This window comes from Neoroseomonas lacus, from assembly GCF_014644535.1.
Lineage (GTDB): Bacteria > Pseudomonadota > Alphaproteobacteria > Acetobacterales > Acetobacteraceae > Neoroseomonas > Neoroseomonas lacus.
Genome location: NZ_BMKW01000001.1, coordinates 593,040 through 613,620, shown reverse-complemented (window position 1 = coordinate 613,620; position 20,581 = coordinate 593,040). Strand labels below are relative to the sequence as shown.

Genomic DNA, 20,581 nt, shown 5'->3' with positions numbered 1-20,581 from the left:
TGGAGGAGGGCCGAGGCCGTTCGACCTGGAGATCCACCGCGCCGCTCTCACTCCGCCGCGCGCAGTCCGGCGGCTTCGATCAGCGAGCGGAACTTCTCGCTCTCGCTTTGCGAGAAGGCGGCAAAGGCAGCGCGGTCGCGATAGAGGATCGGCTGCGCAACGCGGTTCATGCCGGCCACCACTTCGGGGTGGCGCATGGTGCGCGCGCAGGCGGCCTCAAGGCGCGCCATCACCGCCTCCGGCGTACCGGCCGGCGCGTAAAGGCCCGACCAGATAGTGTAGACGAGGTCGTAGCCCTGTTCGCGCATCGTCGGCACATCGGGGAAGTCCGGATTGCGCGCCTCGGTCAGGAAGGCGATCGGGTGCAGGTCGTATTGCCGGATCAGCAGCGTCTGGTCGGTGAACAGCTGCACCTGGCCCTGCTGGAAGGCGAGCATCACCTCGCCCGACCCGCGATACGGGATGTGGTTCATCTGCATGTTCGCCAGCCGCATCAGCCCGACCATCGAGATATGCGGGATGGAACCGGCGCCGGTCGAGGCGAAGGGGAAGTCCATCCCCTGGGCACGGCCGCGCGCCACCACATCCGCCACCGTGCGCAGACCGGAATTCTTCTGCGTCATCATCACGACCGGGCTGTCGGCCACCTGGCAGATCGCGGCGAGGTTCGCGAGGGTATAGGTCAGGTCGCGCCGGAAATGCGGCTGGATCGCCACCGGCCCGACCGGGCTGAACAGGATGGTCTGGCCATCCGGCCTGGCGCGCGCCGCTTCGGCCGTGCCGATGGTGCCGCCCGCGCCGGCGACATTCCGGATTACCATCGTCTGCCCGAGGGCGGCGGCCATTTCGTTCTGCATGAGGCGGGCGACGATGTCGGTCGGCCCGCCTGCGGAGAAGTTGACGATCATCTGGACCTGCGCCCGCACGGGCGTCGCGGCCAGCAGCACAGCCGCGATGATCGCGGCACAACGTCGTTTCATGCGCTTCCTCCGGCCCGCTGTGGTCGCGGGTTCGGGGGAAGCCTAGCGGCAGGTGGAAGCGGCGCGATAGCCCGCTGTCAGGCGCGCCCGCCCGGTTTGCCGCCCAGGGCGCCCGCCATCATCGCCAGCGCGGTGAGCCCGCGCCGATGGTTGGCCTTGCCAAGGGGCACGCGCAGCAGCGTTCCGGCCTGGCCACGCAGATGCAGTTCGGCCCCTTTCGCGGATTCGAGAAGGGCAACCGAGGACAGGTCTTCGGGCTGACGATGGGGGTGCGCGAGGGCGGTCATTTTTTCGGCCTCCGACAGGATCGCCGCGGTTTGCGGCCTCCCTACGAAAGACCAACAACCTTGCCGAAGCGTTAAGCTTGCGTCTTGCAGCAGGCGATTTTGCGCCGCAGCATGGCCGGCAAAGTGAAGGACCATGCCCATGCCGAGGATCGATACCGAGCGCTTCCTGCGCGACCTCAACGAGTTGCGGAAGATCGGCGCGTACAAGACCGGCGTCCATCGCCCGACCTATTCGCCGCAGGACATGGAATCGCGCCGCTGGCTGATGGAACGCCTGACGGAATGCGGGCTGGAAGCCTCAATCGACGGCATCGGCAATGTCTATGGCCGACACAAGGGGCCCGGGCCGCATCTGCTGGTGGGCAGCCACATCGAAAGCCAGAACCAGGCCGGCTGGCTGGACGGCGCGCTCGGCGTCATGACCGCGGTTGCATTGGCCCGGGCCGGCCTGCCCGTCGATGTCTGCGCCTTCGCCGATGAGGAAGGGCATTTCGAGGGCGGTTTCCTTGGCTCGCGCTCGATCATTGGCGAACTGTCGGAAGAAGAGATCGACCGCTCGCGCAGCCGCAATGACGGCCAGCCCCTGCGTGACGCGCTGGCCGAGGCGGGCCTCGCCGGCAAGCCACGCATGCAACTCGAACCAGGCCGCCACAAGGGCTTCTTCGAGATGCACATCGAACAGGGCACCAACCTGGAATCGAAGGGTCTGCGCGTCGGCGTGGTCACCGGCATCGTCGCCATCTGGCAATGGCTGATCCGCTTCGAGGGCCAGCAGGACCATGCCGGCGGCACCTCCATGGCCGAGCGCAAGGACGCCGGCCTCTCGGCGGTACGGTTGCTCTCGGCGATCGACCAGGAATTCCCCCGCGTCTGTGGCGAACGCTCAACCTGGACGACGGGGCGGATCAGTCTCGACCCCGGTGCGCCCTCGATCATCCCCGGCACGGCCGAGGTGCTCTTCCAGTTCCGCGACGTCTCCGTCCCGGTGCTCGAACGGATGGAGGCGACGCTGAGGTCGCTGGTGCAGGAGAACAACCGGCGCGAGAAGTGCCTGGCATCCCTGATGCAGAAATCCCGCGCCACCCCGGCGATCTGCGACCCGGCGATGATGGCCGCGCTGGAAGCGGCAGCGCAGGAGGAAGCGCCGGGCGCCTGGACGCGGATGCCCTCGGGCGCTGGCCATGACGCGCAATACATCGCCAAGCGCATGCCCGCGGCCATGCTGTTCACGCCGTCCATCGGCGGCATAAGCCACCATTGGGCGGAGGACACGAAGGAAGAGGATCTGGCCCTGTGCTGCCAGGTGCTGGGCAACGCGGCGGCGAAGTTCCTTGCCGCCTGACCCTTCGCATTCTGTGATCCCGCGCACGAACGGGGAACGTTTCGCCTCTGGCGTCGCGACGGCGATGGCGCCATGTTTCGCCGCGACCGCATCGCGGCGCGACGGACGTGACGCAGCGTCGGCCCAGCGATGCTGGCAGGGATCATGGACATGCTGGAACACAGGACTGATCTCGGCGTTGCCGACGCGACGCCTTCCCTGACGAGCGCGGGCACCGTCGCTTGGCCGCGCAAGACGCGCGAACTGCACAACCACCATTTCGATTCCACGGTGTGGAACGACCTCGCCATCCGTGACGGCGATATCGTCATCGCGACTTATGCGAAGTCAGGCACCACCTGGACCCAGCAGATCGTCGGGCAGTTGCTGTCCGGCGGTGATCCGGAGGTCGATGTCGGCGCGGTCTCACCCTGGGTTGATCTGCGCGTGCCGCCCAAGGCGGAGAAGATCGCCGCCATCGATGCGCAGCAGGGGCGGCGCTTCCTCAAGACCCATCTGCCGGTGGATGCGCTCGTCTATTCACCGAAGGTCAAATACATCTACATCGCGCGCGACGGCCGCGACGTGGTCTGGAGCATGCACAACCACCACGCCAATGCGAATGCGCTCTGGTACGAGGCGCTGAACGATTCGCCCGGCCGCGTCGGCCCGCCGATCGAACCGCCGCCTGAATCTGTGCGCGACTACTTCCTCGAATGGCTGGCGCGGGACGGGCATCCCTTCTGGCCGTTCTGGGAGAATGTCCGGTCCTGGTGGGCGATCCGCGACCTGCCGAACTTGATGCTGCTGCATTTCGAGACGCTGAAATCCGATCTGCCCGGACAGATGCGCCGCATCGCCGAATTCCTCGACATCCAGGTCGAGGAGGATCGCTGGCCCGCCATCCTCGAACATTGCAGCTTCGACTGGATGAAGGCGCATGCGGCCATGTCCGCGCCGCTCGGCGGCGTGTTCTGGGATGGCGGCCCCGAGGTCTTCATCAACAAGGGCACCAATGGCCGCTGGCGCGACGTGCTGACGGCCGAGGACAGCCGCGCCTATGAAGCCCGCGCGCGGGCCGAACTGGGCGAGGAAGCCGCGCAGTGGCTCGCCACCGGCCAGCGCCGGGGCGTCTGACGCGGCATTACCCGATCGTCAGTGTCGGCTGCGTGTAGGTCACGCTGCGCGCCGCCGTCCGGCGCGCAGCGAGCGGGAAGCTGTACAGCCGCTCCGGCCCGAGCAGGAAGGCGCGCGACCCGCGCGGGAACAGCCCGGCGATCGCCATGTCGCCGACATCGAGCCCCCCGGTGAAGGCGCCGAAGGCCGGCATCAGCACGCGCCGCGCATCGGTGACGAAACAGGCACGGGTGACGCCACCAGCCCGCGTCGGCGCCGTCGCCTTCGGATGCAGATGGCCCGCCACCTCGCCCATCGCGCCCGCCGTCGGCACATGGCGGAAGGTGAAGGGGCCGTCGCGCAATTCCGCCACCACCACGCCGGGCAATCCGGCCGGCGGGGAGGGGTCGTGATTGCCGGCGACCCAGACCACCTCGGCGCCCTCCAGCGCCTGCACCAGCGCCACCCGGTCCTGCGCCTGCAAGCGCGCGACACCGTCATCGTCGTGGAACGAATCGCCAAGGAACACCACGCGCCGAGGCCCGTAGCGGCGCAGCAGCGGCACGAAGCGCGCCAGCGTCTCCCGCGTGTCAAAGGGCGGCAGCAACTGCCCACGCGCGGCGAAGGCGCTGCCCTTTTCCAGATGCAGGTCGGCGACCACCAGCGTCCGCCGCGCCGGCCAGTGCAGCACGCCGGCCGGGTCGAGCATCAGCCTTTCGCCAGCGATGTGAATCGGAGCCGCGATCATCAGCCTGTCACCATCTTCGGAGCGCCGCGGATATAGCGCGACCGCCGCTTGTCGCGCGACCTCGCCCGCGCGACGGAGGTACCGCGCACCGGCAGGGGGTCGGTCACCTCGGCCAGCGTCTCGGCGAAATGCTCGGCGCCATCGGTCGCCTCCTCCACCAGTGCGGCGGCCTCGGCGAGCAGCGCATCCTCCGCCCCGCCGGCCACCCATTCGCGGCCTTCCTCGATCAGCGCGGGTACTGCCAGCGGCGAGACCTGCTCCAGCACCCGATGCCGGATGCGCCCCTTCACGCGTGCCAGCAGCGTCGCGATGCGCGCGACATCGGTCAGCCCCTGCGCCGCCTCAGCACGCGTCGCACGCAGCAGGATGTGGTCCGGCTGGTGCCGGCGCAGCACGTCGTAGATCAAATCCGAATTCATCGTCATCTGGCGGCCTGATTTCTCCTGGCCAGGGTGGTTCTTCTCGATCAGCCCGGCGATCGTCGCGATGTTGCGGAAGGTCCGCCGCAGCATGGAGGATTCGGCGAGCCACTCCTCCATCTCGTCGCCGAGAATGTCTTCGGTGAACAGGGCCTCGACGTTGGCCGGCTCGAAGGCGGACCAGATCGCCAGCACGTAGTCCGTGCCGACATAGCCGAGCGGCGCCATGCCGAGCTTTTCCATCCGCTTGGTCACCAGCATGCCGAGCGTCTGATGCGCCAGCTTGCCCTCGAAGGTATAGGCGACCAGGAACCATTTGCCGCCGCGCGGGAAGGTCTCGATGAGCAACCCGTCCCCGGGCGGCAATTCGGATTTCAATCGTTGCAGCCGCAGCCATTCCTTCACCGGTTCGGGCAGTTGCCGCCAGCGGCGCGGGTCGGACAGGATGGCGCGCACCCGGGCGGCGAGATAGGTCGTCAGCGGCATGCGGCTGCCGGCATAGACCGGCACGCGCGGTTCACCCTCCCCGCCGCGCCCGACAATGACCGCGCCGGGATCGAGCCGTTCATACCGCAGCACCTGCCCGCCAAACAGGAAGCAGTCGCCCGGCTCCAGCGTGGAGACGAACCACTCCTCCACCTCGCCCACCACGCCGCCGCCGCGCAACCGCACCTTGAGCATCGGCGTCTCGACGATGGTGCCGAGATTCATGCGGAACTGCCGCTCGACCTGCTTGCCGCGGACATGCAGCCGCCCTTCGGAATCCCGGAACAGCCGGCGGAAGCGGTCATAGGCGGCGAGCGCATAGCCGCCATCCTCGACAAAGCCCACCACATCGTCGAAGTCGCGCCGCGTCAGCGTGGCATAGGCGCCGGCGTGGATGACCTCGGCGTACAGCTCATCCGGGTGGAACGGCGCCGAGCACGCCACCGCCAGCACATGCTGGGCGAGCACATCGAGTCCGCCGGGCCGCGGTGCCTCGCCATCCAGATCGCCGGCCTCGACGGCCTCGGTCGCAGCGACGCATTCCACCACCTCGAAACGGTTGGCTGGTACCAGCACGGCGCGGGAGGGTTCATCCATCCGATGATTGGCCCGCCCGACCCGCTGCAACAGCCGCGACACGCCCTTGGGCGCGCCAACCTGGATCACCTGGTCGACATTTCCCCAGTCGATGCCGAGGTCGAGCGAGGCCGTCGCCACGACCGCGCGCAGCCGCCCTTCGGCCATCGCGGCCTCCACCTTGCGGCGCAGGCCGATCTCCAGGCTGCCATGATGCATGGCGATGGGCAGCGCCGCCTCGTTCAGCCGCCACAGCGCGGCGAAGATCAGCTCTGCCTGGGCACGCGTGTTGACGAAGACGATGGTCACCCGCGCGGCCTCGATGCGCCGATAGATTTCGGGCGCCGACGCCAGCCCCATATGCCCGCCCCAGGGCAGGCGGCCTTCGGGCAATTGCAGATCGAAGACAGGCAGCGCGCCGCCGCGCGTCTCCACCAGCCGGACATCCTCGGCTCGCGCGGTCGGGGACAGCCAGGCGCGCAACGCCTCGGGATGCGCCACGGTCGCCGAAAGCCCAACCCGGCGGGCCCCCGGCGCGAGCGCCGCCAGCCGGGAGATGCACAGAGCCAGCTGGTCCCCGCGCTTGGTCCCGGCCAGCGCATGCGCCTCATCCACCACGATCGCCGCCAGTCCGCCGAACAGCGCCGGCGCCTCAGGCAGCGAGAGCAGCAGCGTCAGGCTCTCCGGCGTGGTCAACAGCAGGTTGGGTGGGTTCTCCCGCTGCCTCGCGCGGCGATTGACCGGGGTGTCGCCGGTGCGGGTCTCGATGGTGATGGGCAGGCCCATCTCCTCGACCGGCGCGGTCAGGTTGCGCGCGATGTCCACCGCCAGGGCCTTGAGCGGCGAGATGTAGATGGTGTGCAGCCCGTCGCGCGGATTACCCGCCAGATCCACCAGGGAGGGCAGGAACCCCGCCAGCGTCTTGCCACCACCGGTCGGCGCGAGCAGCAGCACATGCTCGCCCTGCTTCGCGGCGTCCAACAGGGCCAATTGGTGCCTGCGCGGGGTCCAGCCGCGCGCGGCGAACCAGCCGGCGAATGGTTCTGGCAATGTTCTCATTCGCACTGACTATGACGGCCATTCACGGCCGGCGAAAGCCGTTTGCGCTGCAACAAATCCGTGCGCGCGGGGCGGGCCTACGCAGGCCCCACATCCATCGAGGATGGGAGATCCGTGTGATGCGCAAATCCGATTTCGACCTCTCCGACCCGTCCGTCGTGCTTCGCCTGATGTGCGGCCTGTTCTATGCCCCGCACATCCTGTTCAAGCTCGGCAACATGGCGGGTTCGGCCGCCTTCTTCGGGCGCGTGCTGCCCTATGGGGAGGTGATGCTCTACCTGGCCCTCGTCGCCGAGACCGCCTGCCTGGTCGGGCTGACCCTGAACATCCTGGTGAAGTGGCTGGGCCTGGTCTCGGCCGGCATCATGGGGATCGCGGTCTATGCGACCCTGATGACCAAGGGCATGGGCTGGCTGTGGAACCTCGGCGGCATCGAGTACCTGGTGTTCTGGGGCGTGAGCTCCGTGGCACTCGCCGCGCAGGCCTGGAAGCGGGAGTGGGCAGCCCATGGCCGCTTCTTCCTGCTCATGCCGGCCTGACCGGGGCTTGATCCGGGGCGGCGGAGGCGCACCTCTGCCGGGATGGCCGGCATCGCCCCACACCCCCAGGATTGGTTGCGCGTGACCCCCGCCGGGCTGCTCTGCGAGCCCGGCGGGTTCTTCATCGACCCCACCCGCGCCGTGGACCGTGCCGTCATCAGCCACGGCCACTCCGACCACGCCCGCCCTGGCCACCGGCACGTCCTGGCCACCCGCGATACGCTCGCCATCATGACCGCGCGGATGGGCGAGGGCCGGGCCGGCGCCACCCAGCAGGCGCTGCCATTCGGCGACCCGGTCACGATCAATGGCGTGCGCGTCTGGTTGCGCCCAGCCGGGCATGTGCTCGGTTCCGCGCAAATCTGCATGGAATGGCAAGGGTCGCGCGCCGTCGTCTCCGGGGACTACAAGCGCAGCCCCGACCCAACCGCCGCCGGCTTCGAGGTCGAGCCCTGCGACGTCTTCGTCACCGAGGCAACCTTCGCCCTGCCGGTGTTCCGCCACCCACCGGCCGAGGCCGAGATCGCCCGGCTGCTCCGCTCCGTCGCCCTGTTCCCCGAGCGCACCCATGTCGTCGGCTGCTATTCGCTCGGCAAATGCCAGCGGCTGATCGCCATGCTGCGCCAGGCCGGCTGGGACCGGCCGATCCATCTGCATGGCGCGCATGTCGCGCTGTGCCGGGTGTACGAGGAGCTCGGCATCAGGCTCGGCGAGCTGCGCACCGCGACCGTCGCGAAGAAGGAGGAGTTGCAGGGTGCCATCGTGCTCGCCCCACCCGCGGCGGTGGCGGATCGCTGGGCGCGGCGGCTCGCGGAACCCGTCGTCGCCGTCGCCTCGGGCTGGATGCGCGTGCGCCAGCGCGCCAGGCAGGGCGGGGTGGAATTGCCGCTGGTCATCTCCGACCACGCCGATTGGGACGAATTGCTCGCCACCGCCGAGCAGGTCGAGGCCCCCGAGATCTGGGTCACCCATGGCCGCGAGGACGCGCTGATCCATGCCTTGTCTCTGCGTGGCATCCGTGGCCGCGCCCTGCATCTGGTCGGCCGCGGCGAGGAAGACGAGGCCGAGGAGCCGGCCGCCACATGAGCCTACCCGCCTTCGCCGAACTCCTCGAACGCCTGGTCTTCACGCCCGGCCGCAACGCGAAGCTTGCCCTGCTGGGCCAATGGTTCGCGCAACAGCCGGACCCTGACCGCGGCATAGGCCTCGCCGCGCTGACCGGCGAGCTGACCTTCACCGCCGCCAAGCCCGCCATGATCCGCGAGTTGGTCGCCAGCCGCACCGATCCCGAATTGTGGCGCCTGTCCTACGACTACGTCGGTGACCTGGCCGAGACCGTCGCGCTGATCTGGCAGCCGCGTGCGGGTGTGAACGCCCCGCCACCGACGCTTGCCGAGGTGGTCGAGGCGCTGGAGACGACGCCCAAGGCCGAGATCCCCGCGCTGATCGCCGGCTGGCTCGACACGCTCGACGCCGGCGCGCGGTTGGCGCTCATCAAGCTGGTCACCGGCGGGCTGCGCGTCGGCGTCTCGGCGCGTCTGGCGCGGGTCGCACTGGCCGAATGGTCCAGCCAGGCAGTCGAGGAGATCGAGGAAGTCTGGCACGGTGTCGCCCAGCCCTACACCCCGCTGTTCCGCTGGCTGGAAGGGCAGGGCGCGCCCCCCGACCCGCGCGACGCACCCATCTTCCGCCCATTGATGCTCGCTCATCCGCTGGAGGAAGCCGACCTCGCCGCGCTGCGCCCCGGGGAATGGCGCGCCGAATGGAAATGGGACGGCATCCGCGTGCAACTGACCGCCGGGCCCGGCGGCAAGCGCCTCTTCTCCCGCGGCGGCGAGGACATCTCGGCGGCTTTCCCCGAGATCATCGCCGCGATGGATTTCCACGCCGTGCTCGACGGCGAATTGCTGGTGGCGCGCGACGGGGCCGTCGCCCCCTTCGCAGACCTTCAGCAGCGGCTGAACCGCAAGACCGTCACGGCGAAGATGCAGCGCGACCACCCCGCCGTCGTGCGCCTCTACGACCAGTTGTTCGAGGCCCAAGAGGACCTGCGCGCGCTGCCCTTCGACGCCCGCCGCGCGCGGCTGGAAGCCTGGCACGCCCGCACAGCGCCTCCGCGCATGGACCTCTCCGCCCTGGTGCCGTTCGACAGCATCGACACGCTCGCCGGCATCCGCGATGGCGCCCGCGCCGCCTCGATCGAGGGGCTGATGCTCAAGCGCGCCGACGCACCCTATGTCGCCGGCCGTGTGAAAGGCCTGTGGTGGAAGTGGAAGCGCGACCCGCTCACCGTCGATGCCGTGCTGATGTACGCCCAGCGCGGCCACGGCAAGCGGTCCAGCTTCTATTCCGACTACACCTTCGGCGTCTGGCGCGAGGACGGCGAGCTGGTGCCGATCGGCAAGGCCTATTCCGGCTATACCGATGAGGAACTCGGCTGGCTCGACCGCTGGATACGCAACAACACGATCAACCGCTTCGGCCCGGTGCGGGAAGTCGAGCGCGGCATCGTCTTCGAAGTCGCCTTCGACGCCGCGCAACTCTCATCGCGCCACAAATCCGGCGTCGCGCTGCGCTTCCCGCGCATCGCGCGCATCCGCCGCGATAAGCCGGTGGAAGAGGCGGACAACCTGGCCACCGTCATGGCCCTCGTCGAGAACCGCCCCGCCGCCGATTGACCACCCCCCGCGCGCGTGGTGCCGTGGCGCCAGTGCCACAAAGGGGAAACGCCACCATGCCGCTCGCACCCAACCTCGCCCGCCGCAGGCTTGAGAAGGGCGAACTCGCCCTCGGCTTCGGCGTGCATCACCTGCGCACGCCCGCTGTCGGCATGATCGCTGCCGCCGGCGGCTTCGACTGGCTGTTCATCGACATGGAACACGGCGCGATGAGCATCGATGATGCGACGAAGATGTGCATGGCCGCGCTTTCGCAGGGCGTCACCCCCATCGTGCGCTGCTGCAAGGACGCGTTGTTCGAAGGCACGCGCTGCCTCGACAACGGCGCGATGGGCGTCGTCGTCCCGCATGTCGACACGCCAGAGGAAGCCGCGACGGTCGTGCGCGCCTTCCGCTACCCGCCGATCGGCGAACGCTCCTGGGGCGGCCCGCCGGCGCAATACGGCTTCGTCGTCGCCGACACCGCCGCCGCGCAGGTCGAACTGAACAAAGAAATCCTAGTCTGCGTCATGATCGAGACGCCCGAGGCCGTGGCGAATGCCGACGCCATCGCCGCCGTGCCCGGCGTGGACAGCCTGATGATCGGCACCTCCGACCTCACCGCCTCGATGGGCATTGCCGGACAGATCGGCCACCCGGATGTGCGCGCCGCCTATGCCAAGGTCGCCGCTGCCTGCACGGCGCATGGCAAGTACATGGGCATGGGCGGCGTCTATGATGAGAAAGTCGCACCCGACTACATCGCTCTCGGCGCGCATTTCGTGCTGTCCGGCTCCGACCACGCCTTCCTGATGGCCGGCAGCGGGGCGCGAGCGAAGTTCCTGCGCGGCCTGAAGAAGTAGGGCAGGGCGGCCAGGCGGGGCGGTCCGGCCCCGTCAGGCGATCCATGCCGGCGCATGGCAACCACACTTGCGAACGCGTCGCATCTGCGATACGCCAGCGCCACCAGCCACGAGGTCTTCATGCTCCGTCGCCACCTGCTTGCCCTGGCCGTCATCGCCGCACCCGTCGCCGCTTCCGCCCAGACGCAGGAGGTGAATGTCTATTCGGCGCGCCACTACGACACCGACGCGCAGCTCTATGAGGCCTTCACCCGCGAGACCGGCATCCGCGTCCGCACCATCCAGGGCGATGCCGACCAGCTGATGGCGCGCATCCAGTCCGAGGGCGCGAACAGCCCGGCCGATGTGTTCATCACCGTCGATGCCACGCGCCTCGCCCGCGCCGCCCAGGCCGGCATCCTGCAGCCCTACGCGATCCCACATGTGGACGAGCGCGTTCCCGCCGGGTTGCGCGACCCGAACGGGCTGTGGTTCGCCATCACCAAGCGCGGCCGCGTCATCATGTATGACCGCCAAGCCGGCCCGCCGCCAGGCCTGACCCGCTACGAGGACCTGGCGGACCCGCGCTTCCGCGGCCAGATCTGCGTGCGCGCCTCCAACCACCCCTACAACATCGCCCTGGCGACCGACATGCTCGCCGCCGACGGTACCGAGGCGACCGAAGCCTGGGCGCGCGGCGTCGCCGCCAACCTGGCCCGCCCGCCGCAGGGCGGCGACCGGGACCAGTTCCGCGCCATCCCCTCCGGCCAGTGCCGCATCGCCATCGCCAACACCTACTATCTCGGCCATGTCGGCAAGTCGGAGAGCCCGGCGGACCGCGCGATCTTCGAACGCATCGGCGTGATCTTCCCCAACCAGGCCGCCGGCGACCGCGGCACCCACATCAACGTCTCCGGCGCGGGGCTGGTGAAGACGGCGCCGCATGCCGAAGCCGCGCGCCGCTTCCTCGACTTCCTGGTCTCCGACGAGGCACAGCGCATCGTGGCACTGGGCAACATGGAATACCCCGCCGTGCCCGGCGCGCCGACCGACCCAATCCTGACAGCCATGGGCAGCTTCCGCGCCGACTCCATCGCGGCGCTGCTCGACCCGGCCCGCGCGGCCGAGGCGTTGCAGATCATGCAGCGTTCCGGCTGGCGCTGAGGAGGCCGCGGCGATGGTCGTCTGCCAGTGCAATCGCCTGACCCATGCGCAGATCACGGCGGTGATCGCCGCCGGCGCCTCCCGCCCGGCAGAGGTCTATGCCGGCTGCGGCTGCGGCGCCCAATGCGGTTGCTGCTGCCGCACCATCCTCGACCTGCTGCGCGGCGGCGAAGGTGCCTGCCAGTCGAGCTGAATCGCTGGCGAGACGGCCAAGGAGCATGCTCGCGCTTTGCTTGACAGCCCGGCGCGCCAGTCTTCAAAGATGAGGACCGGCGCGCCAATGCGCGTCACGCAAATGCGAGGGCCACCATGCTGCGCGACCCCAAAGTCATCGAGCATCTGAACACCCAGCTCACCAACGAGCTGACCGCCATCAACCAGTACTTTCTGCATGCGCGGATGCTGCGTCACTGGGGCGTGACCAAGCTTGGCAAGCATGAGTACGAGGAATCGATCGAGGAAATGCGCCACGCCGATGCGCTGATCGAACGCATCCTGTTCCTCGGCGGCCATCCGAACGTGCAGCGTCTGAACCCGGTGCTGATCGGCGAGGGCGTGCGCGAGGTCCTCGAATGCGACCAGAAGCTCGAGGAGAAGGCTATCGCCGACCTGCGCGAGGCCATCGCCTATTGCGAATCCGTGCGCGACTACATCTCGCGCGACCTCTTCGCCTCCATCCTGAAGGATGAGGAACACCACGCCGATTTCGTCGATACCCAGTTCGACCTGATCGAACGCATCGGCATCGAGCGCTACACGTTGCTCAACTCGGATGCCGCCCCCGACCAGGGGCACTGAAGCGGTTTGCGTTCGGCTGCGGTCACGCAAGCCGCTCCAAACCTCTAGTTTGATCGAGCATTTGCACGCGCCTGACTGATCCCAGTCAGGCGCGATCTGCGCCAAGCGCGGCCGCCATCGCAGCGAATCGGTCCGGGTCGGCGATGACGCGCGGCACCTTGTGCTGGCCGCCGATCTTGCCTTCAGCCCGCATCCAGGCGGCGAAGGCGCCTTCGGAGACCACCACCACCTGCGGCGGGGCCAGTTGCGCCCCATCGCGATGCGCGGCGTAGTCGTCATTCGTTGCCCGCAAGGCGGCGTCCAGGGCGGCGGCCATGCGCCTGGCGGTGCCAGCCGGCGCGGCGCCGACGGGCTCGACGAACCAGCGATGCCGGCCCGCGCTGCCGATGAATTCCGGCCCCACGGCATATTCCGCAACGGCGATCCCGGCGCTGTCCGCGGCATCGCGCAGCCCCGTCTCGATCTCCTCGCCCGAGAGGTGTTCGCCGAAGGCCGACAGAGTCCATGACGTCCGCCCCGTCACCAGCAGCCGCGGTGGGGAACGGTCGATGAAGCGCACCGTGTCGCCGATCAGATAGCCGAACAGCCCGGCGCAGGACGACACCACCACCGCATAGTCGATGCCGGTTTCGATGGTCGCGACCCAGTGGCGCGTCGGATTGTCGGAGTCGAGTTCCGCAACGGGCACGAACTCGAAGAAGCAGCCATGGTCGAGGCTGAGCCGCATCCCCTCGCCATCGCCACGGTCGGCGATGGCGATGAAGCCCTCGCTCGCCGCGTACACCTCCCGGGTGCTGCACCCCGGCGGCAGGTAGCGCGCGATGCGGTCGCGATAGGGCGCCCAGGCAACGCCGCCATGGATCAGCAGTTCCAGCGTCGGCAGCGGCGGCGTGCCGGCGCGGGCGGCGAGGCGCTCGAGCAGCACCAGCAGCCAGGATGGCGTGCCCGACAACGTAGTGATGTCATCGACCGGCGTCCGCCGGGCCAGCGCGTCGAGCTTGGCATCCCAGTCCGGCATCAGCGCGAGGTCTTCCGGCGGCCAGGTCCAGGGACGCAGCAGGGCCGGCACCTCATGGGCCGCGATGCCCGACAGGTCGCCCTGCCGCACGCCGGGCGCCACCGTGTCGAGCGCCGTCGAACCGCCCAGCATGAAGGACATGCCCGCGAGCGGCCGGGCGGCCGGATTCGCCGCGACATGCCACGCCATCAGGTCAAGCGTCGCATCGCGGTTGGCGCGCAGCATTTCCCGCGTCACCGGTATCCGCTTGGTCCGCCCCGCCGTGGTGCCCGAGGACAGCGCCAGATAGGGCGTCCGCCCGGGCCACAGCACATTCTCCAGCACCGGCAGCTCGGCGGCGAGGTAGGCGTCGTGCAGCGCCTCATACCGCCGCAGCGGCACGGCGCGCTGGAAGGCGGCGACGGAGCGGATGGCGGCGAAGCGATGATCCCGCCCGAACTGCGTATCCGCCGCCCGCCGCAGCAGCGCCAACAGCAGACCTTCCTGCTCGGCGGCAGGGTCCATGCCGCGCAACCGCCAGAGCCGGTGTACGGCGAAGGCCCTCAGGAATGGTGTCGAGTCGAAGGGGACTGTCATGATGATGGGGGCATACTGGCGGCGCGCGCCCCTCCCGGCCACCCCGGGCGGGCCGATGGGTTTCGATCGGCCGCCTTCAGTCCTGCCGCCGCATCGCCCGCGTCAGCGCCGCCACCGGCAGCAGCCCGACCACAACGATCAGCAGCGCCGCGGTCGAAGCCTCCGCCAACCGCTCATCCGAGGCGAGGTTGTACAGCCGCACCGCCAGCGTGTCGAAATCGAAGGGCCGCACGATCAGCGTCGCCGGCAATTCCTTCATCGTGTCCACGAACACCAGCACGCCGGCAGTCAACAGCGCACCGCGCGCCAGCGGCAGCTCGACCTCCCGCACCGCCTGGCCGGGCGTGCGCCCCAGCACCCGCGCGGCGGCGAACAGCGATGGCCGCAGCCGCGCCAGCCCCGATTCCACCGCCGACAGTGCCACCGCCAGGAAGCGCACCAGATAGGCGAAGACCAGCGCGACGATCGTCCCCGACAGCAGCAGCCCGGTCGAGACCCCAAAACTCTGCCGCATCCAGGCATCGAGCACATTGTCGAACACCCCGAAGGGCACCAGCGTGCCGACCGCGATCACCGACCCCGGCAGCGCATATCCGAGCGCCGCGATGCGGTTGGCGACGTGGCGCAGTGGCGAGGGATGCATCCGCGCCGCCCAGGCCATCATCGCCGCCAGCATCACGGCGAGGACCGCGGTGATGCTCGACAGGACCAGTGAATTGATGGCGAAGGGCAGGAAGCGGCGCGGGTCGAGCGGGTCGCCCGCCGTCACCGCCAGCCAGGCCAGCGCCGCGGCCGGTACCACGAAGCCGAGCAACACCGGCATGGCGCAGGCGAGTATCGCCGCCGCCTGCTTCCAGCGATGCAACCGCACCGGCCGCAGCGGCGGGTGGCGCGTCGTGGTGGCATGGAAGCGCCGCCCGCCGCGCGAGATGTGCTCCAACCCAAGCGCCAGGAACACGCAGCCCAGCAGCGCGACCGAAAGCTGTGCCGCCGCGCCGCGATCGCCCATGCCGAACCAGGCCTCGTAGATGCCCGTGGTGAAGGTGCGCACGCCGAAATGCTGCACCGTGCCGAAATCCGCCAGCGTCTCCATCAGCGCGAGGCCGATGCCCGCGGCCAGCGCCGGACGCGCGAGCGGCAGCGCGACATGGATGAAGGTGCGCGGCAAGCCATGCCCCAGCGTCCGCGAGGCCTCCAGCAGGCAGACGCTCTGCTGCAGGAAGGCGGCGCGGCACAGCAGGTAGACATAGGGATAGAGCACCATCGCCAGCATCACAGCCGCTCCGGGCAGTGAACGGATCTCCGGCATCCAGTACTGGCCATACCGCAGACCGGTCAGGCTGCGGAAGGTCTCCTGCACCGGCCCCGCGACATCGAGCAGCCACGTATAGACGTAGCCGTTGAGGTAGGCCGGGATCGCCATGGGCAGCAGCAGCGCCACCTCCAGCACCCGGCGGCCGCGGAAGTCGCAGGTCGAGACGATCCAGGCCGAAACTGCCCCGGCCGACCCCGCCATCAGCCCGACCAGCAGTGCGAGCAGCACCGAATTGCGCAGCATCTCGGGCAGGGTGGTAGTGGCGATGTGCAAGAAGCTTGCGCCGGGCAGGGAGACGGCGGTCAACGCCACGGCGAGCATTGGCGCGGTGATCGCGCCGGCGACCAGCAGCGAGCCCCAGGCCCAGGCCGGGGCGCGCCGCCGTCGTGCCATGGGGGGCAGCCGCTCCAAGGTGATGTTGCGAGCCATTCTCAGGCCGCCGATAGCACAGACGCAGCCCGGGCGGGAGGGCCCGTCAGCGCCCGGGCGCCGGCGGGATGGTCACGCCGCCCTGGAAACCCTCGATCGTCCAGTCCAGCGCCTGGGTGCTGATGCGGACATTGCCGATCCGCGCCGAGCCCATGTCGAGGATCACGGTCATCGTCGCTGACCACATGCACAGCAACAGCAATGTCAGCAGCCGCAGCGGCTTCTGCCGCAGCCCCAGTTGGAAGCCCAGGGCCGCCATCGAGATCGCCCCCATGCCGATAAGCAGCCAGAACAGCTGTGGCGGCAGGGTGGTGGAAAACGCGAAGCGTTCCGCCGTGCCCATGTCGAAGGCGGTGTTCAGCGCGTTCATCAGCGACGACGCGACCGGGTCCGGCCTTTCCCGCACGATTGCCGTCACATGGCCCCAGATTTCCGATTGCAGCGCATTGGTGCGCTGCGTCGTCTCGGCCAGGACCGGGGATCCGTGGTCCGCCCGCACGAAGTCCCGCCGCTGGACCGTGTAGGTCTCCAGCAGCCGGGCGATCTCCGCCCCGCGCGGGTGGCCGATGGCCTGTGCCTGCAACCAGGCGGTGCCGATCGCATTGGCCTCGGCGAGGGTGCCCTCGCGCCGTTCCTGGAACCGCGCGCTGGAAAAGGACAGGGTCAGGGCGAGCACGAAGGCGAGCAGGCCGAGCATGCCGCCGACCACGACGCTGACGCCTTCCCCCGGATTTTCCCGCCGCTGGGCAAGGCGATGGCCGAAGAAGTAGCCGATCTCCTTCGACAGCATCTGCACCGCCACCAGCCCCGCGGCGAAATACAACACGCCCTGGCTCGCGATGACGAGGACGGTCTGGTTCAGCATGCCGCGAGACTCCGGGTGGCGCCGTGACGATAGGGCTCGGTGCATGGCGGCGTCCATCGGGCGGAACGCTGGCGGCCCGGCGCGCGCGCTCCTAGATTGACCGAATGCAGACCACCTTCTCACCCGCCCAACTGGCCGATCCCGATACGGCGGAGAGCAACCGCATCCTGCGCAGCTGCGTCCATTGCGGGATGTGCACGGCGACCTGCCCGACCTTCCTGCTGCTCGGCGACGAGCTGGATTCCCCACGCGGGCGCATCTACCTGATCAAGGAAATGCTCGAAGGCGGCCAGCCGGCGACCGAGCAGGTGGTCCGCCATGTCGACCGCTGCCTGTCCTGCCTGTCCTGCATGACGACCTGCCCCTCGGGCGTGAACTACATGCATCTGGTCGACCATGCGCGGGCCTATATCGACCGGACCTATACCCGCCCCTGGCCGGATCGCGCGCTGCGCCGCGTGCTGTCCTTCGTGCTGCCGCATCCGGGCCGCTTCCGCTTGGCGCTGGTCGGTGCCCGGCTGGCTCGGCCGATGGCCCGCCTGGTGCCGGGCCGCTCCGCCACCGCGCAGCGGCTGCGTGCGATGCTGCGGCTCGCTCCCGCCTCGGTGCCCGCGCCATCCGATTTCGAACGGCCCCGTGTACATCCGGCGATCGGCCCGCGTCGCGCACGCGTCGGTCTGCTGGCCGGCTGCGCGCAACAGGTGCTCGCACCCTCGATCAACGAGGCGACGATCCGCCTGCTGACCCGCATGGGCATCGAGGTGGTCGTCACCCGAGACCAGGGCTGCTGCGGGGCGCTCGACCACCACATGGGCCACCACGACCCGGCGATGCGCCTGGCCCGCGCCAACATCACCGCCTGGAGCCGCGAGATGGCCGGGGAGGGGCTCGATGCCATCGTCATCAACGCGTCCGGCTGCGGCACCACGGTCAAGGATTACGGCTTCATGTTCCGTGAGGAGCCGGAGCGCGAGGCCGCCGCGAAGGTCGCCGCCCTGGCCGCCGACATCTCCGAGGTTCTGACCCGCTTCGCCTATGCGCCGAGCCGGCCCGCACCAGGGCTGACAATCGCCTACCACGCCGCCTGCTCGCTGCAGCATGGCCAGAAGATCACCAACGAGCCGAAGGCGTTGCTGAAGGCCGCCGGCTTCACCGTGAAGGAACCGGCGGAGGGTCATATCTGCTGCGGTTCGGCCGGCACCTACAACCTGATGCAGCCGGAGATCGCCGGGCAGCTCAAGGCGCGCAAGCAGGCCAACATCGAGCGCACCGGGGCGGCGCTGATCGCCTCGGGCAATATCGGCTGCCTGACGCAGCTTGGCGACGGCACCATCCCGGCGGTGCACACCGTCGAACTGCTGGACTGGATGGCCGGCGGCCCGGAACCCGCCGCCATCGCCCGCGCTCGGGCGGCGGCGTGACGACGCGGCGCTTGCCCCGCCCACGCGCGATGGCCGAGCATGGCGCCATGCGCGCCGCCCTGATCGCCCTGCCGTTGCTGTTGCTGCCCGCCGTTGCCGATGCACAGCCGGCGCCGACCCGGCAGCAGCAAAGCCGGCAGGCGGAGTTGGACAGCCTGCTGGAAGCCCTCAAGACAGCTCCGGACGACGCGACGGCGCTGGTGATGGAAAGCCGCATCCGCACCCTGTGGATCGAGAGCGCCTCGCCGGCCGCCGTGCTGCTGCTGCGCCGCGGCGCGCGCAACCTCGCGGCCCACACCAATGACGAGGCCCTGGAGGATTTCGACGCCGCCATCATCCTCAGCCCGGACAGTGCCGAGGCTTGGCACCAGCGCGCCCAGGCCTATGCCGCGCTCGGCGATGCGCCGGCGGCCGCGCGCGACCTGCAGGAGGCGCTGCGGTTGGAGCCGCGGCATTTCGGCGCGCTGATCACGCTGTCGATCCTGCAGGAGCAGCGCGGAGACGCGGCCGGCGCCCTGCGCAGCATGCAGGCCGCGCTGGCGTTGAACCCGCGTCTGCGCGGCGGCGCGGAACGGGTGCGTGAATTGCGCCGCAAGGCGGAGGGCGACGCGACCTGATATCACGGCTGGATTCCTCGGCCGTTGATACTACCTGTGCCAGCAATGCGAGCGTGCATCGTCTGGTGACGTGCGCACCGTTGTACTGAACAGAAACGACAATCGCGGCGGGATTCCGCTCCCTGCGATCGACCTGCCCGAAGGCCGGATGTGGGTACGACAGCCGGGGGCGGGGTTCGGGCCGTGCCGAAGCAACGCGCGGATGGCCCGCTCGGTCCCGTCCATGGCACACGATAACCATGCCTGACGATCATGCCCCCGCTGATCCCGATGCCGCCCGCTGGGCCGCCGTGCTGGCCCGCGACCCGGCCCCCGCAACCGGCACGTTCCTGTATGCCGTCACGACGCAGGGCGTGTTCTGCAAGCCTGGCTGTCCTTCGCGCGCGCCGCTGCGGCGCAACACGCGCTTCTTCGCTGATGTCGCAGGAGCCGAGGCGGCCGGCTTCCGGGCCTGCAAGCGCTGCGACCCGAAGGGGGAGCGCGCCGCCATTCATGCCGCGGCCATCCGCGCCGCCTGCGACCTGATCGAGGGGAGCGAGACCATTCCATCGCTCGCCACGCTCGCCGACCGGGCGGGGTATGCGCGGCACCATTTCCTGCGGCTGTTCCGCGACATCACCGGGGTGACGCCCCGGTCCTTTGCCGAGAGCGTGCGGGCGCGGCGGTTGTCGGCGGCGCTGGCCGGCGGGTCGCGCGTGGCGGATGCGGTGGCGGAGGCGGGGTATGGCAGCGAGAGCCGGGTGTATGAGGAGCCCGGCCGGGTGCTGGGGATGACGCCAGGGGCAGCACGGCGGGGTGGCGCGGGGGAGGTGATCCGCGTCGCGCTGGCCGAGAGTGCGCTGGGGCTGTTGATGATCGGGGCGACGGAGGCGGGGATCTGCTTCCTGGGGTTCGGCGAGGATGAAGCCGGGCTGCGGGGGGATGTGATGCATCGGTTCCCGATGGCGCAGATCGTTGATGCACCGGAGGAACTGGCGGGGGCGATGCGGGAGGTGGTGGCGTTCATCGCCGAACCCAAGGCGGCGTTGGACCTGCCGCTGGACCTGCGCGGGACGGCGTTCCAGCGGCAGGTGTGGGAGGCGTTGCGGGGCATCCCGCTCGGGGAGACGCGGAGCTATGGCGGGCTCGCGGCGGAGATGGGGATGCCTCGGGCGACGCGGGCGGTGGCGCGGGCTTGTGCGCAGAACAAGGTGTCGCTCGCCGTGCCTTGCCACCGGGTGGTGGGGAAGGATGGCGACCTGACGGGGTATCGCTGGGGGGTGGAGCGCAAGCGGGCGCTGCTCGCAGGCGAGCGCGCCGCGCGGTCGGGGAAGGGTTGATCCGGGCGCCGGCGGTGGGTTGCGTGGGT

General features: G+C 69.5%; 19 protein-coding genes. 12 read left to right on the top strand and 7 right to left on the bottom strand.

Annotated features, from left to right (window positions below):
* Positions 1-47 precede the first annotated feature (47 nt).
* Both IEY36_RS03035 and IEY36_RS03030 read right to left on the bottom strand, forming a co-directional pair.
* A complete protein-coding gene (locus IEY36_RS03035; RefSeq protein ID WP_188965416.1) occupies positions 48-980 on the bottom strand; it encodes a Bug family tripartite tricarboxylate transporter substrate binding protein in 933 nt (310 codons plus the stop codon).
* Between the two features lie 77 nt (positions 981-1,057).
* The gene (locus IEY36_RS03030; RefSeq protein ID WP_188965415.1) at positions 1,058-1,267 is read right to left on the bottom strand and encodes a hypothetical protein; all 210 of its coding nucleotides are present in this window, start codon (positions 1,265-1,267) and stop codon (positions 1,058-1,060) included.
* Positions 1,268-1,406: 139 nt separating this feature from the next.
* On the opposite strand from IEY36_RS03030, the gene IEY36_RS03025 reads away from it, so the two are divergent.
* Together IEY36_RS03025 and IEY36_RS03020 are read left to right on the top strand one after the other, a co-directional pair.
* The gene (locus tag IEY36_RS03025; RefSeq protein ID WP_188965414.1) at positions 1,407-2,609 is read left to right on the top strand and encodes a Zn-dependent hydrolase; all 1,203 of its coding nucleotides are present in this window, start codon (positions 1,407-1,409) and stop codon (positions 2,607-2,609) included.
* Between the two features lie 150 nt (positions 2,610-2,759).
* A complete protein-coding gene (locus IEY36_RS03020; RefSeq protein WP_188965413.1) occupies positions 2,760-3,725 on the top strand; it encodes a sulfotransferase domain-containing protein in 966 nt (321 codons plus the stop codon).
* 7 nt (positions 3,726-3,732) lie between these two features.
* On the opposite strand, the gene pdeM is transcribed toward IEY36_RS03020, so the two are convergent.
* On the bottom strand, positions 3,733-4,452 hold the full coding sequence (gene pdeM / locus IEY36_RS03015) for a ligase-associated DNA damage response endonuclease PdeM (protein WP_188965412.1): 720 nt from the start codon (positions 4,450-4,452) through the stop codon (positions 3,733-3,735).
* Positions 4,452-6,992: a ligase-associated DNA damage response DEXH box helicase gene (locus tag IEY36_RS03010; RefSeq protein WP_188965411.1), complete on the bottom strand. Its 2,541-nt coding sequence runs from the start codon at positions 6,990-6,992 to the stop codon at positions 4,452-4,454. Before IEY36_RS03010 ends, pdeM begins: the two co-directional genes overlap by 1 nt.
* A gap of 119 nt (positions 6,993-7,111) precedes the next feature.
* On the opposite strand from IEY36_RS03010, the gene IEY36_RS03005 reads away from it, so the two are divergent.
* The 7 genes from IEY36_RS03005 to bfr all read left to right on the top strand — a co-directional run bounded on the left by IEY36_RS03005 (position 7,112) and on the right by bfr (position 12,992).
* Entirely contained in the window at positions 7,112-7,531 is a 420-nt protein-coding gene (locus tag IEY36_RS03005) for a DoxX family protein (protein ID WP_188965410.1), read from the top strand.
* 42 nt (positions 7,532-7,573) lie between these two features.
* Positions 7,574-8,617 carry a ligase-associated DNA damage response exonuclease gene (locus IEY36_RS03000; protein WP_188965409.1) on the top strand — a complete coding sequence of 348 codons (1,044 nt, stop codon included), beginning with the start codon at positions 7,574-7,576 and terminating at the stop codon, positions 8,615-8,617.
* Entirely contained in the window at positions 8,614-10,209 is a 1,596-nt protein-coding gene (locus IEY36_RS02995; protein ID WP_188965408.1) for a cisplatin damage response ATP-dependent DNA ligase, read from the top strand. The genes IEY36_RS03000 and IEY36_RS02995 overlap by 4 nt, the downstream gene beginning before the upstream one ends.
* 56 nt (positions 10,210-10,265) lie before the next feature.
* Positions 10,266-11,051, top strand: a complete 786-nt coding sequence (locus IEY36_RS02990) for an HpcH/HpaI aldolase family protein (RefSeq protein WP_188965407.1) — start codon at positions 10,266-10,268, stop codon at positions 11,049-11,051.
* Positions 11,052-11,105: 54 nt separating this feature from the next.
* Positions 11,106-12,194 carry an extracellular solute-binding protein gene (locus IEY36_RS02985; RefSeq protein WP_229681058.1) on the top strand — a complete coding sequence of 363 codons (1,089 nt, stop codon included), beginning with the start codon at positions 11,106-11,108 and terminating at the stop codon, positions 12,192-12,194.
* Positions 12,195-12,207: 13 nt separating this feature from the next.
* A complete protein-coding gene (locus tag IEY36_RS02980) occupies positions 12,208-12,387 on the top strand; it encodes a (2Fe-2S)-binding protein (RefSeq protein ID WP_188965405.1) in 180 nt (59 codons plus the stop codon).
* Between the two features lie 116 nt (positions 12,388-12,503).
* Positions 12,504-12,992, top strand: a complete 489-nt coding sequence (bfr, locus tag IEY36_RS02975; protein WP_188965404.1) for a bacterioferritin — start codon at positions 12,504-12,506, stop codon at positions 12,990-12,992.
* 85 nt (positions 12,993-13,077) lie between these two features.
* On the opposite strand, the gene IEY36_RS02970 is transcribed toward bfr, so the two are convergent.
* The 3 genes from IEY36_RS02970 to IEY36_RS02960 all read right to left on the bottom strand — a co-directional run bounded on the left by IEY36_RS02970 (position 13,078) and on the right by IEY36_RS02960 (position 17,195).
* Positions 13,078-14,514: a GH3 family domain-containing protein gene (locus IEY36_RS02970; protein WP_229681057.1), complete on the bottom strand. Its 1,437-nt coding sequence runs from the start codon at positions 14,512-14,514 to the stop codon at positions 13,078-13,080.
* Positions 14,515-14,662: 148 nt separating this feature from the next.
* Positions 14,663-16,330: an ABC transporter permease gene (locus tag IEY36_RS02965; RefSeq protein WP_188965402.1), complete on the bottom strand. Its 1,668-nt coding sequence runs from the start codon at positions 16,328-16,330 to the stop codon at positions 14,663-14,665.
* A gap of 46 nt (positions 16,331-16,376) precedes the next feature.
* Positions 16,377-17,195, bottom strand: a complete 819-nt coding sequence (locus IEY36_RS02960) for a bestrophin-like domain (protein ID WP_188965401.1) — start codon at positions 17,193-17,195, stop codon at positions 16,377-16,379.
* Positions 17,196-17,299: 104 nt separating this feature from the next.
* Here IEY36_RS02960 and glcF point away from each other — a divergent pair, with 104 nt between their 5' ends.
* The 3 genes from glcF (at position 17,300) to ada (ending at position 20,552) form a co-directional block, all read left to right on the top strand.
* A complete protein-coding gene (gene glcF, locus IEY36_RS02955) occupies positions 17,300-18,616 on the top strand; it encodes a glycolate oxidase subunit GlcF (protein WP_188965400.1) in 1,317 nt (438 codons plus the stop codon).
* A gap of 11 nt (positions 18,617-18,627) precedes the next feature.
* Positions 18,628-19,233: a tetratricopeptide repeat protein gene (locus IEY36_RS02950; RefSeq protein WP_188965399.1), complete on the top strand. Its 606-nt coding sequence runs from the start codon at positions 18,628-18,630 to the stop codon at positions 19,231-19,233.
* Positions 19,234-19,472: 239 nt separating this feature from the next.
* Positions 19,473-20,552: a bifunctional DNA-binding transcriptional regulator/O6-methylguanine-DNA methyltransferase Ada gene (gene ada / locus IEY36_RS02945; protein WP_188965398.1), complete on the top strand. Its 1,080-nt coding sequence runs from the start codon at positions 19,473-19,475 to the stop codon at positions 20,550-20,552.
* The last annotated feature ends 29 nt before the right edge of the window (positions 20,553-20,581 follow it).

What these genes read in the sequence shown, in the direction of transcription:
- IEY36_RS03010 (WP_188965411.1), bottom strand. Translation starts at nt 6,992, where the DNA reads ATGAGAACATTGCCAGAACCATTCGCCGGCTGGTTCGCCGCGCGCGGC.
- IEY36_RS02985 (WP_229681058.1), top strand. Translation starts at nt 11,106, where the DNA reads ATGGCAACCACACTTGCGAACGCGTCGCATCTGCGATACGCCAGCGCC.
- IEY36_RS02995 (WP_188965408.1), top strand. Translation starts at nt 8,614, where the DNA reads ATGAGCCTACCCGCCTTCGCCGAACTCCTCGAACGCCTGGTCTTCACG.
- IEY36_RS03035 (WP_188965416.1), bottom strand. Translation starts at nt 980, where the DNA reads ATGAAACGACGTTGTGCCGCGATCATCGCGGCTGTGCTGCTGGCCGCG.
- IEY36_RS02965 (WP_188965402.1), bottom strand. Translation starts at nt 16,330, where the DNA reads ATGGCTCGCAACATCACCTTGGAGCGGCTGCCCCCCATGGCACGACGG.
- ada (WP_188965398.1), top strand. Translation starts at nt 19,473, where the DNA reads ATGCCTGACGATCATGCCCCCGCTGATCCCGATGCCGCCCGCTGGGCC.
- glcF (WP_188965400.1), top strand. Translation starts at nt 17,300, where the DNA reads ATGCAGACCACCTTCTCACCCGCCCAACTGGCCGATCCCGATACGGCG.
- IEY36_RS02970 (WP_229681057.1), bottom strand. Translation starts at nt 14,514, where the DNA reads ATGGACCCTGCCGCCGAGCAGGAAGGTCTGCTGTTGGCGCTGCTGCGG.
- pdeM (WP_188965412.1), bottom strand. Translation starts at nt 4,452, where the DNA reads ATGATCGCGGCTCCGATTCACATCGCTGGCGAAAGGCTGATGCTCGAC.
- IEY36_RS02990 (WP_188965407.1), top strand. Translation starts at nt 10,266, where the DNA reads ATGCCGCTCGCACCCAACCTCGCCCGCCGCAGGCTTGAGAAGGGCGAA.
- IEY36_RS03030 (WP_188965415.1), bottom strand. Translation starts at nt 1,267, where the DNA reads ATGACCGCCCTCGCGCACCCCCATCGTCAGCCCGAAGACCTGTCCTCG.
- IEY36_RS03005 (WP_188965410.1), top strand. Translation starts at nt 7,112, where the DNA reads ATGCGCAAATCCGATTTCGACCTCTCCGACCCGTCCGTCGTGCTTCGC.
- IEY36_RS02980 (WP_188965405.1), top strand. Translation starts at nt 12,208, where the DNA reads ATGGTCGTCTGCCAGTGCAATCGCCTGACCCATGCGCAGATCACGGCG.
- IEY36_RS03020 (WP_188965413.1), top strand. Translation starts at nt 2,760, where the DNA reads ATGCTGGAACACAGGACTGATCTCGGCGTTGCCGACGCGACGCCTTCC.
- IEY36_RS03000 (WP_188965409.1), top strand. Translation starts at nt 7,574, where the DNA reads ATGGCCGGCATCGCCCCACACCCCCAGGATTGGTTGCGCGTGACCCCC.
- IEY36_RS02960 (WP_188965401.1), bottom strand. Translation starts at nt 17,195, where the DNA reads ATGCTGAACCAGACCGTCCTCGTCATCGCGAGCCAGGGCGTGTTGTAT.
- IEY36_RS03025 (WP_188965414.1), top strand. Translation starts at nt 1,407, where the DNA reads ATGCCGAGGATCGATACCGAGCGCTTCCTGCGCGACCTCAACGAGTTG.
- bfr (WP_188965404.1), top strand. Translation starts at nt 12,504, where the DNA reads ATGCTGCGCGACCCCAAAGTCATCGAGCATCTGAACACCCAGCTCACC.